Raw genomic sequence first — 11,738 nt, 5'->3', positions numbered from 1 at the left:
CGGCAGGGGTCAGTAGCGGGCCGCCTGGCCGCTGATCGCCACGCCGAGCCGCAGCATCGCGTAGGAGAAGCGGTTCATCAGCCGCACGTGCCAGGGCCGCCGGACGTGATGCTGGATCGCGACCGGCGAGCCGCCCTCCTGGATCGCCCGCTCGAGACGCTCGCGCAGCCGGCCCGCGAGCCCGGGATCGATCGCGGCGACGTTGGCCTCGCGCCCGAGCAGCAGCGAGAACGGATCGATGTTGGAGGAGCCGACGGTGACCCAGTCGTCGATCACCGCGACCTTGGCGTGCAGGAAGCTCCTGCGGTACTCGACGATCTCCACGCCGGCGCGCAGCAGTTCGTCGTAGAAGGCCTGCGCGGCGTAGTAGGGAAGCCGGTACTCGATCTTCCCCTGCAAGAGCAGCCTGACCCTGACACCGCGGCGCACCGCGGCGAGCAGCGCCCGCCGGAAGCGCGCGCCGGGAAAGAAGTACGCGCTGGCGATCAGGACTTCGCGGCGCGCCCGGCCGATGGCCCGCAGGTAGGCCCGCTCGATCGTGCGCCGGTGGCGGAAGTTGTCGCGCAGCAGCAGCGCCGCCCGCACCGGGCCCGCGGGCGTCACGTCGCTGTCCACCCGCTCGGGCGGCGCGGCGGCCCGCCCGCCGCCGTCCTGCGCCGCCGGAGCGCGCCCCAGCGAGCGGTTGACCACGGACAGCTCCCACCAGAGCCGCTGCGCGGCCACGTGGACCTGCGCGACCAGCGGGCCGCGGACCCGCACCGCGAAGTCCAGGCGGGGCGAATCGAGCCGGCCGTGGTTGGGGTCGAACAGGTCGTCGAGCAGGTTTACACCGCCGACGAAGGCGACGGCGCCGTCGACGACCGCGAGCTTGCGATGCAGCCGGCGCAGGCGGCGCCGGCTGAACTCGAAGCGCGAGCGCTCCGGGCGAAACACCCCGATGCGCACGCCGGCCTCGCGCATCCGCTGCCAGGCCGGCCCGTCGCGTCGCGCGGTGCCGTAGCCGTCGACGACCAGATGCACGCGGACCCCGCGCGCGGCCGCCCGCGCGAAGGCCTCCGCGATCAGGCTGCCGCTGGCCTCGGGCTCGAAGATGTAGGTCTCGACGAAGACGCTGTCCCGGGCAGCGTCCAGCTCGCGCTCGAGCGCCGGGAAGTACTGCGCGCCCCCCTCGAGCAGCTCGACCTGATGGCCGCGCGCCAGCCGGGGGCGAAGCCTCTCGTACCAGGGTTGCGAGACGATGCGGCGTTCGGACACGTTCGGGGCTCGTACCGGCCGCCGAATCAGGAGCCCGGGATCAGCTCCAGATCGGCGACCAGCGGGCTGTGGTCGGACAGGCGCGACCACTCGAGCCCCTTGAGCACCGAAGCGGACTGGACCCGGAAGCCGCGCTGATAGATGCGGTCCATTCTGAACCAGGGCACCAGCGCCGGGAAGGTGCGTGCGGTGCGGACGGTGCGCGGCAGGCCCGGGATCGCCGCCTCGGGCGACACGCCCAGCTCGCTGAGCCGGTCGCGCATGTAGTAGACCGCGCGCTGTGCGGCCTGCCCGCGCGGGCGGCAGGCGTCGAACACCTCGACCACGCCGATCCGCCGGCACAGGCGCTCGGAGAGCGCGTTGCGCCAGTCGTTGAAATCGCCGGCGATGATCAGCGGCGCAGACGGATCGACCGCGCCCTGGATCCACTCGAGCAGCGCGTCGAGCTGGCGATCGCGGCTGCGCGCGAACAGGCCGAAGTGCACGACGAAGCAGTGCACCTCGCGGCCGTCCATGTTCACCCGGCAGTGCAGGACGCCGCGCTTCTCGAGCGCGTGGTCGGAGACGTCGCGATTCTCCTGGCCCACGATCGGGTAGCGCGACAGCAGCGCATTGCCGTGATGCCCGTGCAGATAGCTGGCGTTGCGCCCGTAGGCGGTCTCGAAGGTGTGCTTGAGGCTCGGCGCCTTTGCCAGGAAGACGTCCTGCGGCTCGCTGGGCCAGTGCTCGAACTGGCGCTGGTGACGCACGTTCTCGCCCTGCACTTCCTGCAGGAAGATCAGGTCGCTGTCGAGCTCGTGCAGGCGCGCGCGCAGGTCGTGGATGCGCGCCACCCGGCGCAGGCCGAAGAAGTCACGCAACACCCCCTTGTGGATGTTGTAGGTGGCTACTCGCAAGGTCGACACGCTGTGCTGCTCCGGTGCTTCCAGGAAAGTCTCGAGGCTGCGGGCCTTCGCGGGGCGCTCACCATGCGGCGGCGCGCGCCGGCAGCGAGCGGATCGCCTCGGCGTTGCTCCACGAAAAGCAACGGCCGGCCGCCTCTTGCCAGGGCAGCCAGGCGAATGCCAGGTGCTCGCGCGGTGCGAGCGTGACCGGCACCGCGTCGGGAACCATCAACCCGAAGACATGCTCGACATTGTGCGTGACGCCCTCGGGATACCGATGCCGCCAGTGGGGATAGATCTCGTAACGGTTCTGCAGCTGCCAGTCGGTCAGCACGTGCGCCGCCGAATCGATCCCGGTCTCCTCGAGCACCTCGCGGCGGCAAGTCTCCGCCAGCGGCTCGTCGGCCCCATCCACGCTGCCGGTCACCGACTGCCAGAAGCCCGGATGGTCGGCGCGTTCCAGAAGCAGCACGCGCAGGTCCGGCGTGTGGATCACCACGAGCACCGAAATCGGGATCTTCGTGCCCATGGCCGCCTCAACGGGCGTGAACCGGGCCGCGGCCGGCGGGCCGATGTCCCGCAACGGCACAGGTCGCGGCGGCGGGCCGGCAGTCCGTATCCGGCCCGTTGGCAAGCGCGCCGCTACCGAAAGCGAATCGGCGGGTACCCGCTCGCCGGGGCGAAGCCCCTGCGAGGCGGGTGCCGATTCGCGAGGTAGGGCGCGGAAGCCCCGGGCGCGCAGCGGCCGGGGCCGCAGCCTCCGGGCCGGATGCGGACTGCCGGCCCGCCGCCGCAGCGTGCGCCACCCACGCGGACGTCGGCCCGCCGGCCGCGGCCCGGCTCACGCTTTCGGCGCCTCGACCTGCCGCAGCCTGATGTGCAGCTCGCGAAGCTGTTTTTCGTCCACCGGCGACGGCGCCTGCGTGAGCAGGCACTGGGCGCGCTGGGTCTTCGGGAAGGCGATCACGTCGCGGATCGAGTCGGCGCCGGCCATCATCGTGACGATGCGGTCCAGGCCGAAGGCGATGCCGCCGTGCGGGGGCGCGCCGTACTGGAGCGCGTCGAGCAGGAAGCCGAACTTGGCGCGGGCTTCCTCGGGACCGATCTTGAGCGCGCCGAACACCTTGCTCTGCACGGCTTCGCGATGGATACGGACCGAGCCGCCGCCGATCTCCCAGCCGTTGAGCACCATGTCGTAGGCCTTGGCCACGCAGCGGCCCGGATCGGTCTCCATCAGGTCCTCGTGGCCGTCCTTCGGCGCGGTGAACGGATGATGCACCGCGACCCAGCGCGCGTTCTCCTCGTCGTACTCGAACATCGGGAAGTCGACGACCCACAGCGGCTTCCAGTGGTCGTCGAACAGGCCGTTGCGGCGGCCGAAATCGGAGTGGCCGATCTTCACCCGCAGCGCGCCGATCGCGTCGTTGACCACCTTGGCCTTGTCCGCGCCGAAGAAGACCAGGTCGCCGTTCTGCGCGCCGGTGCGCTCGAGCACCGCGGCGATCGCGGCGTCGTGCAGGTTCTTCACGATCGGCGACTGCAGGCCCTCGCGACCCTTGCCGGCGTCGTTGACCTTGATCCAGGCCAGGCCCTTCGCGCCGTAGATGCCGACGAACTGGGTGTAGCCGTCGATCTCGCTGCGGGTCATCTCGGCGCCGCCGGGCACGCGCAGCGCGACCACGCGGCCGCCCTCGGCGTTGGCCGGCCCGCTGAACACCTTGAAGTCGACGTCCTTCATCGCGTCGGTGAGCTCGGTGAACTCGAGCTTCACCCGCAGGTCGGGCTTGTCCGACCCGTAGAGACGCATGGCTTCCGCGTAGGGCATCTGCGGGAAGGGCGCGGGCAGCTCCTCGCCGATCGCGTTGCGGAAGACGGTGCGGATCATGTCCTCGAAGATCGCGCGGATCTCGGTCTCCGACAGGAACGAGGTCTCGCAGTCGATCTGCGTGAACTCGGGCTGGCGGTCGGCGCGCAGGTCCTCGTCGCGAAAGCACTTGGTGATCTGGTAGTAGCGATCGAAGCCCGCGACCATCAGCAGCTGCTTGAAGAGCTGCGGCGACTGCGGCAGCGCGAAGAACTGTCCGGCATTGACGCGCGACGGCACCAGGTAGTCGCGCGCGCCCTCGGGCGTGGACTTGGTGAGCATCGGGGTCTCGATGTCGACGAAGCCCAGCGCGTCGAGGTACTTGCGGACCTCCATCGCGACCCGGTAGCGCAGCATCAGGTTCTTCTGCATGGCCGGGCGGCGCAGGTCGAGCACGCGGTGGGTGAGGCGGGTGGTCTCGGACAGGTTCTCGTCGTCGAGCTGGAACGGCGGAGTCACCGACGCGTTCAGGATCTCGAGCTCGTGGCACAGCACCTCGATCTGGCCGCTGCGGATGTTCGGGTTCTCGGTGCCTTCGGGGCGCCGGCGGACCTTGCCGGTGATCCGCACGCAGAACTCGTTGCGGACCCGCTCGGCCACCTGGAACATCTGGGCGCGGTCGGGATCGCAGACCACCTGGGCCAGGCCCTCGCGGTCGCGCAGGTCGATGAAGATGACGCCGCCGTGGTCGCGGCGACGATGGACCCAGCCGAAGAGGGTGACCACCTGGTCGAGCTGGTCGGTGGAAACCTGGCCGGTGTAGCAGCTGCGCATCGAGAGTTCTCCGTTCAGGCGCGCGGTAGCGCGACGACGCCGCGGTCGGCCGGGGCGACGACGCCCATCGAGACCACGTACTTGAGTGCTTCGTCGACGCTCATGTCCAGTTCGATCGTCTCGGCCCGCGGCACCATCAGGAAGAAGCCGGACGTGGGGTTGGGGGTGGTCGGCACGTAGACCGACACCATGTCGGTCGGCACGTGCCGCCGGACTTCGGCAGCCGGCGCGCCGGTCTGGAAGGCGATGGTCCAGACGCCCGCGCGCGGGTACTGCACCAGCAGGGCCTGCCGGAAGGCCTGGCCGTTGGGCGAGAGGATCGTGTCGCTGACCTGCTTCACGCTCGAGTAGATCGAGCGCACGATCGGGATGCGGCCCAGCAGGCGCTCCCAGTAGACGACCAGCCGCTCGCCGATGAAGTTCCGCGCCAGCAGCCCGGTGACCAGCACCACCAGCACCGTGAGCAGCATCCCGATGCCGGGGATGTCGCGGCCGATGAAGGTGTGCGGGTGCCACTGCTCGGGAAGCAGTTGCAGGCTCTGATCCATCGTGGTCACGATCAGGTTCAGCACCCAGATCGTGATGACGAGCGGAACCCAGATCAGCAGGCCGGTGACGAGGTATTTGCGCATGCTGGACGCGACCGCTGCCGGCCCCGCGAGGAGCCGGCGATGCGGTGCCCGGGAATCAGGCCGAAGGCGCCGCCGGGGCCGGCGTGCTCGCCGAACCCGACGAGGCAGACGCAGACGTGGACGTGGATCCGCCGGCGTCGCTGCCGGACGGAGCTGGAGCGCCGCCCGCCGCGTCGCCGGCCGGCTTGTCCTTCGGCTTGCCCTTATCGCGGAAGTCGGTGACGTACCAGCCCGACCCCTTCAGCTGGAAGGCCGGGGCGGTGAGCTCCTTGCGGAAAGACTCGGCGCCGCACTCGGGGCAGGTGGTGAGCGCGGCATCGGACACTTTCTGCAGCACGTCTTTCCTGGCGCCGCAGCTGTCGCAACGATAGGCGTAAATCGGCATGGTGCAAGGCTTCCGGATGACAGAAGCCGCCGGCGGCGAAGGCCCCGGCGGCGGATTTGGGAAAACCTTGAATTATAAGGCGAAACCGGGGCGGCAGGTTGCCCCGGATGCCGGAGATCAGAACGGGATGTCGTCGTCCATCGGCCCGAAGGCGTCGCTCTCCTGGCTGGCCGGCTGCCGCCGCGGCGCCTGGCCGCCCTGCGCGCCCTGTCCGCCGCTGCGGGCGGCGCCGCCGCCCCGGGCGCCCCCGTAGCCGCCGCCCCCGTAGCCGCCCTCGTCGCTACCGCCGCCACCGCCGCCGCCACCGCCGTCGCGCGAGCCGAGCAGCTGCATGGACTCGGCGACGATCTCGGTGGTGTAGCGGTCCTGGCCTTCCTTGTCGGTCCACTTGCGGGTCTGGAGGCGCCCCTCGACGTAGACCGGCCGCCCCTTCTTCAGGTACTCGCCGGCGATCTCGGCGAGGCGATCGAAGAAGACGACCCGGTGCCACTCGGTTTCCTCGCGCTTTTCGCCCGAGGCCTTGTCGGTCCGGGTGCGCGAGGTCGCGATCGTCACGTTGCAGATCGCGCCGCCGCTCGGCGCGTAGCGCGTTTCGGGGTCCTTCCCGAGATTGCCGATCAGGATCACCTTGTTCACCGACGCCATGCTGCTCCCCTTTTCTCGATGTATCCGGATTGTGTCATGCGCGCGGCAGCGCGCAGGACGCGATTCGACTTCTGGCCGGCCGAACCCGCGTTCAGGCCGACCGCTGCCGGGCGGGCCAGCGGCGATGGCTGACCGCCGCCGCGAGCCAGACCGCCACCAGCGCCGCACAGGCCACGAAGACCGCCGGCTTGCCCCATTGCTGCTGGACCACGCCGCCGATCAGGCCGCCGGCGAACAGGCCCAGCGACTGAGTGGTGTTGTAGATGCCCAGCGCAGTGCCCTTGGCGTCGGCAGGGGCCAGTCGCGAGACCAGCGACGGCAGGCTCGCCTCGAGCACATTGAACGCCGCGAAGAAGGCCAGCAGCAAGCCCGCCAGGGCGACTAGGCCGGTCGGACTAAGCGCGAAGAGCAGCTGGACGGCCAGCAGCAAGGCCACCGCCCCGACGAAGACCGTGCGCAGGCGCCCGCGCCGCTCGGCGGCGATCATCGGCGGGACCATCAGCGCGAAGGACAGCAGCACGACCGGCAGGTAGAGCTTCCAGTGGGCGTCGAGGGCGAGCCCGGCCCGCTCGACCAGCCAGGCCGGCACCACGACGAACATCGCCATCTGGACCGCGTGAAGCACGAAGATGCCGAGATTGAGCCTCAGCAGGTCGGGCTCGAGCGCGACCACGGCAAAACGGGTCCTGGGCGCGTCGTCGCCCACCCCCTGCGGATCGCCGTGCGAGCCGGGCAGGATAGGCGGGCTCTCGGGCGTGACCCAGCGCACGACCGCGATCGCGCCCAGGGCCAGCAGGCCGGTGGCCGCGAAGATGCCGCCCATGCCGATCGCGCCGTAGAGAAGCGGCGCCAGCACCAGCGACAGCGCGAAGGTGACGCCGATCGAGCCGCCGACCATGGCCATCGCCTTGGTGCGCTGGCTCTCCCGGGTGGCGTCGGCGATCAGCGCGGTGACTGCGGCGGAGATCGCGCCGGCGCCCTGTAGCGCGCGGCCCGCGACGGCCAGCCAGACCGTGTCGGCGGCCGCCGCCACGAAGCTGCCCGCCGCGAAGACCAGCAGGCCGGCGACGATCACCGGCTTGCGCCCGAAGCGGTCGGAAGCCATCCCGAAAGGCAGCTGCAGCAGCGCCTGCGTGAGCCCGTAGACGCCCAGCGCGAGCCCGACCAGCAGGGCGTCGTCACCCCCGGGAAGCCCGCGCGCGTGCACCGCGAACACCGGCAGGATCAGGAACAGGCCCAGCATGCGCAGCGCGAACACCGCCGCGAGCGACGCGCTGGCGCGCAACTCGAAGCGGGTCATGCCACGGGGCTCGGCGGGGTCGCTCGCGCGGCCGGGACCGCGGACTGTCTCGCCGGGCGCGGCGGCTGGCGTGGGGGAACTGGCGTGCATCACGGCGAATTCGGCAACCGGTTATATTAGCCGATTGGTCTTTCGCGGCCTGCGGCGGTCGCCACCGCCCCGCGCTCACGCCCAGGAAGATGGACTCGATACGCATCCGCGGCGCACGCACGCACAACCTGAAGAACATCAGCCTCGACCTGCCGCGCGAGCAGCTCGTCGTGCTCACCGGCCTGTCGGGCTCGGGGAAGTCCTCGCTCGCCTTCGACACCCTCTACGCCGAGGGCCAGCGACGCTACGTGGAGTCGCTGTCGGCCTACGCCAGGCAGTTCCTGCAGTTGATGGAGAAGCCCGACGTCGACCTGATCGAAGGCCTGTCGCCGGCGATCTCGATCGAGCAGAAGGCCACCAGCCACAATCCGCGCTCCACCGTGGGCACGGTCACCGAGATCCACGACTACCTGCGCCTGCTGTTCGCGCGGGTGGGCACGCCCTACTGCCCCTCGCACCCCGAGCACCCGCTCGAGGCGCAGACCGTGTCGCAGATGGTCGACACGGTGCTGGCCATGCCCGAGGGCAGCCGACTGATGATCCTCGCGCCGGTGCTGTCGGGCCGCAAGGGCGAGCACGCCGAGCTGTTCGCCGACCTGCAGGCACAGGGCTTCGTGCGGGTCCGGATCCGGGCCGAGGGCGAGGCGCCCGAGGTGGTCGAACTCGACGGCCAGGGCCCCAGGCTGGCCCGCAACCACAAGCACTCGGTGGACGTGGTGGTCGACCGGATCAAGGTCGGCCCGAACCTGCAGCAGCGGGTCGTCGAGTCCTTCGAGACCGCGCTGCGCCTGGCCGACGGCCGCGCGCTCGTCGTCGACATGGACAGCGGCGCCGAGCAGCCGTTCTCGAGCCGCTACGCCTGCCCGGTGTGCAACCACTCGCTGCCCGACCTGGAGCCGAGGCTGTTCTCGTTCAACAACCCGGCCGGCGCCTGCCCCGAGTGCAACGGGCTGGGCACGATCTCCTTCATGGACCCGAAGCGGGTGGTCCAGTTCCCCAACCTGAGCCTGGCCTCGGGCGCGATCAAGGGCTGGGACCGGCGCAACCAGTTCTACTTCCAGCTGCTGCGGAACCTGGCCGCCCACTACGACTTCGACATCGACGCGCCCTTCGAGGAGCTGCCCGACCGGGTGCGGCACGTGGTGCTGCACGGCTCGGGCAGCGAGCAGATCGCCTTCACCTACACCACCGAGGGCGGGCGGGTCACGGTCCGCCAGCATGCCTTCGAGGGCGTGCTGCCCAACCTGCAGCGCCGCCTGCGCGAGACCGACTCGGTGCAGGTGCGCGAGGAACTCTCGCGCTACCTGAACACCCGCACCTGCCCGACCTGCGAGGGCACGCGGCTGAGGCTCGACGCGCGCCACGTGCGGGTGGGCCCGCGCGGCGCGGACAAGCCGATCTGGCAGCTGTCGGGCCTCACGCTGCGGGAGTCGCTCGACTGGTTCTCGAAGCTCGCGCTGCCCGGCGCACGCCAGACGATCGGCGAGCGGATCGTGCGCGAGATCGTCAACCGCCTGACCTTCCTGAACAACGTGGGGCTGGACTACCTGTCGCTGGACCGGCCGGCCGAGACGCTGTCGGGCGGCGAGTCGCAGCGCATCCGGCTGGCTTCTCAGATCGGCTCCGGCCTGACCGGCGTGATGTACGTGCTCGACGAACCGTCGATCGGGCTGCACCAGCGCGACAACGACCGGCTGATCGACACCCTGAAGCACCTGCGCGACCTCGGCAACTCGGTGCTGGTGGTCGAGCACGACGAGGACGCGATCATGGCCGCCGACCACGTCGTCGACATGGGCCCGGGCGCCGGCGAGCACGGCGGGCGGGTGGTCGCCCAGGGACGCCCGGACGAGATCGCCGCGAACCCCGAGTCGCTCACCGGCCAGTACCTGTCGGGCAAGCGGCGCATCGAGTTGCCCGCCGAGCGCAAGGCGCCGGACGGCCAGACCATCGTCGTTCGCGGCGCCACCGGCAACAACCTGAAGGGCGTCACGGCGGCCTTCCCGGTCGGTCTGCTGATCTGCGTGACCGGCGTGTCGGGCTCGGGCAAGTCCACCCTGGTCAACGACACGCTGTACGCGGCGGCAGCGCGCCAGATCTACCGATCGCAGGCCGAGCCCGCGCCGCACGAGGTCATCGACGGCTTCGAGCACATCGACAAGGTGATCAACGTCGACCAGAGCCCGATCGGGCGCACGCCGCGCTCGAACCCGGCCACCTACACCGGGCTCTTCACGCCGATCCGCGAGCTGTTCGCCGGAACGCCGACCTCGCGGGAGCGCGGCTACGGACCCGGGCGCTTCTCGTTCAACGTGAAGGGCGGCCGCTGCGAGGCCTGCGAGGGCGACGGCGTGATCAAGGTGGAGATGCACTTCCTGCCCGACGTCTACGTGCCCTGCGACACCTGTCACGGCAAGCGCTACAACCGCGAGACGCTCGAGGTGCTCTACAAGGGCCGCAACATCGCCGAGGTGCTCGACATGACGATCGAGCAGGCGGCCGCCTTCTTCGACGCGGTGCCCAACGTGCGGCGCAAGCTGCAAACGCTGCTCGACGTGGGCCTGGGCTACGTGCGCCTCGGCCAGGCGGCGACCACGCTGTCGGGCGGCGAGGCCCAGCGGGTCAAGCTCGCCGAGGAGCTGTCCAAGCGCGACACCGGCCGCACGCTGTACATCCTCGACGAGCCGACCACCGGCCTGCACTTCCACGACATCGAGCTGCTGCTGCGCGTCATCCACCAGCTGCGCGACCACGGCAACACGGTGATCGTGATCGAGCACAACCTCGACGTGATCAAGACCGCCGACTGGATCGTCGACATGGGGCCCGAAGGCGGCGACGGCGGCGGCACCGTGGTCGTCGAGGGCACGCCGGAGACGGTGGCGGACTGCCCGGCCAGCCACACCGGCAAGTACCTGGCGCGCGTGCTGCGGCGGCCCCCGCGGCGTGCGAAACTGCGCGCAGCCGGGGGCTGAGGTCGATGCGCCGACTGTTCAACATCTTCGTCACCGGGGCGCTGGCCGCCCTGCCGCTTGCCGCGACGATCGCGATCTTCGTCTGGGCCGCCCGGCTGGCGGCCGAGTACCTGGGCCCGTACAGCCTGGTGGGCCGCACGCTGAGCTCGATCGGACTCGGCGTGGGCGGCTCCGAAGTCGCCGCCTACGCGATCGGCGTGCTGATCGTGCTGGTGGCGATCTTCCTGCTCGGCATGCTGGTCCGCACCCGGCTGCGCGGGGTGATGACCTGGGCCGTGGACAGCGTGATGCGCCGCATCCCGGTCGTTCGCAGCGTCTACGACACGGTCAAGAAGTTCGTGGACCTGCTCGCCCAGCGCGAGGAGCCGGCTACCCGCTCGATGCGGCCGGTCTGGCTGCACTTCGGCGGCGTGGGCGGGGCGGCGGTGCTGGGTCTGCTGTCGACGCCCGAGCCGGTGCGGATCGGCGAGATCGACTATCTGGCCGTGCTGGTGCCGACCTCGCCGGTGCCGGTGGGCGGCGGGCTGATCTACGTGCCGAGCGGCTGGGTGATGCCGGCAGAGGTGGGGGTGGAGGGGCTGACGAGCATCTACGTGTCGATGGGGATCACGTCGGCGCAGCACCTCGGAGAGGCGAAGAGACGCTGAGCGCCGGTTCGACGAACTGGCCGGGGTTCGTCTCGCTGCGCCCGGGCCGTGCGCGGGGCAGGCCTTCGCGCCGGACCTCGTGGCGCGCGGCGTGCTTCCGAAGGAACCGGCGATCAGCGAGGGCGCTGTCCGAGCGGGCCCTGCGGGCCCGCGAGTTGCGCCCGAGCCGCCGGTGACGAGGAAGACGCCGGAACCCCTCGCCGCAGGCGAGGGGCGCAGCCACGGTCCGGCGCGAAGGCCTGCCCCGCGCACGGCCCGGGGGTCGGTGGACTGATCCCCGGCCATTTC

Annotated in this window: 10 protein-coding genes; 2 read left to right on the top strand and 8 right to left on the bottom strand. The window is 70.8% G+C overall.

Going from position 1 to position 11,738, the window contains the following annotated elements:
* Positions 1-9: 9 nt before the first annotated feature.
* The 8 genes from clsB to FHP08_RS15415 all read right to left on the bottom strand — a co-directional run bounded on the left by clsB (position 10) and on the right by FHP08_RS15415 (position 7,738).
* Positions 10-1,254 (bottom strand): cardiolipin synthase ClsB, encoded by a 1,245-nt coding sequence (gene clsB, locus FHP08_RS15450; RefSeq protein ID WP_225879159.1) that lies wholly within the window; start codon positions 1,252-1,254, stop codon positions 10-12.
* Positions 1,255-1,280: 26 nt separating this feature from the next.
* Positions 1,281-2,159: an endonuclease/exonuclease/phosphatase family protein gene (locus FHP08_RS15445; RefSeq protein WP_225879158.1), complete on the bottom strand. Its 879-nt coding sequence runs from the start codon at positions 2,157-2,159 to the stop codon at positions 1,281-1,283.
* Between the two features lie 58 nt (positions 2,160-2,217).
* A complete protein-coding gene (gene nudB, locus FHP08_RS15440; RefSeq protein WP_147705380.1) occupies positions 2,218-2,667 on the bottom strand; it encodes a dihydroneopterin triphosphate diphosphatase in 450 nt (149 codons plus the stop codon).
* A gap of 312 nt (positions 2,668-2,979) precedes the next feature.
* Positions 2,980-4,776, bottom strand: a complete 1,797-nt coding sequence (gene aspS / locus FHP08_RS15435) for an aspartate--tRNA ligase (RefSeq protein WP_147705379.1) — start codon at positions 4,774-4,776, stop codon at positions 2,980-2,982.
* A gap of 14 nt (positions 4,777-4,790) precedes the next feature.
* Positions 4,791-5,408 (bottom strand): DUF502 domain-containing protein, encoded by a 618-nt coding sequence (locus FHP08_RS15430; RefSeq protein ID WP_147705378.1) that lies wholly within the window; start codon positions 5,406-5,408, stop codon positions 4,791-4,793.
* Between the two features lie 55 nt (positions 5,409-5,463).
* Entirely contained in the window at positions 5,464-5,793 is a 330-nt protein-coding gene (locus tag FHP08_RS15425) for an FmdB family zinc ribbon protein (RefSeq protein WP_147705377.1), read from the bottom strand.
* Between the two features lie 117 nt (positions 5,794-5,910).
* Positions 5,911-6,438, bottom strand: a complete 528-nt coding sequence (gene ssb, locus FHP08_RS15420) for a single-stranded DNA-binding protein (RefSeq protein ID WP_147705376.1) — start codon at positions 6,436-6,438, stop codon at positions 5,911-5,913.
* A gap of 91 nt (positions 6,439-6,529) precedes the next feature.
* Complete coding sequence (locus FHP08_RS15415; RefSeq protein WP_147705375.1) at positions 6,530-7,738, bottom strand: MFS transporter; 1,209 nt, start codon at positions 7,736-7,738, stop codon at positions 6,530-6,532.
* A gap of 179 nt (positions 7,739-7,917) precedes the next feature.
* Here FHP08_RS15415 and uvrA point away from each other — a divergent pair, with 179 nt between their 5' ends.
* Both uvrA and FHP08_RS15405 read left to right on the top strand, forming a co-directional pair.
* On the top strand, positions 7,918-10,803 hold the full coding sequence (uvrA, locus tag FHP08_RS15410) for an excinuclease ABC subunit UvrA (protein ID WP_147705374.1): 2,886 nt from the start codon (positions 7,918-7,920) through the stop codon (positions 10,801-10,803).
* Between the two features lie 5 nt (positions 10,804-10,808).
* Positions 10,809-11,450: a DUF502 domain-containing protein gene (locus FHP08_RS15405; RefSeq protein ID WP_147705373.1), complete on the top strand. Its 642-nt coding sequence runs from the start codon at positions 10,809-10,811 to the stop codon at positions 11,448-11,450.
* The last annotated feature ends 288 nt before the right edge of the window (positions 11,451-11,738 follow it).

Source organism: Zeimonas arvi (genome assembly GCF_008039575.1).
Classification (GTDB): Bacteria; Pseudomonadota; Gammaproteobacteria; order Burkholderiales; family Burkholderiaceae_E; genus Zeimonas; species Zeimonas arvi.
This window is presented reverse-complemented; position numbering and strand designations above follow the sequence as displayed.

What these genes read in the sequence shown, in the direction of transcription:
- FHP08_RS15415 (WP_147705375.1), bottom strand. Translation starts at nt 7,738, where the DNA reads ATGACCCGCTTCGAGTTGCGCGCCAGCGCGTCGCTCGCGGCGGTGTTC.
- uvrA (WP_147705374.1), top strand. Translation starts at nt 7,918, where the DNA reads ATGGACTCGATACGCATCCGCGGCGCACGCACGCACAACCTGAAGAAC.
- nudB (WP_147705380.1), bottom strand. Translation starts at nt 2,667, where the DNA reads ATGGGCACGAAGATCCCGATTTCGGTGCTCGTGGTGATCCACACGCCG.
- ssb (WP_147705376.1), bottom strand. Translation starts at nt 6,438, where the DNA reads ATGGCGTCGGTGAACAAGGTGATCCTGATCGGCAATCTCGGGAAGGAC.
- FHP08_RS15430 (WP_147705378.1), bottom strand. Translation starts at nt 5,408, where the DNA reads ATGCGCAAATACCTCGTCACCGGCCTGCTGATCTGGGTTCCGCTCGTC.
- FHP08_RS15425 (WP_147705377.1), bottom strand. Translation starts at nt 5,793, where the DNA reads ATGCCGATTTACGCCTATCGTTGCGACAGCTGCGGCGCCAGGAAAGAC.
- FHP08_RS15405 (WP_147705373.1), top strand. Translation starts at nt 10,809, where the DNA reads ATGCGCCGACTGTTCAACATCTTCGTCACCGGGGCGCTGGCCGCCCTG.
- aspS (WP_147705379.1), bottom strand. Translation starts at nt 4,776, where the DNA reads ATGCGCAGCTGCTACACCGGCCAGGTTTCCACCGACCAGCTCGACCAG.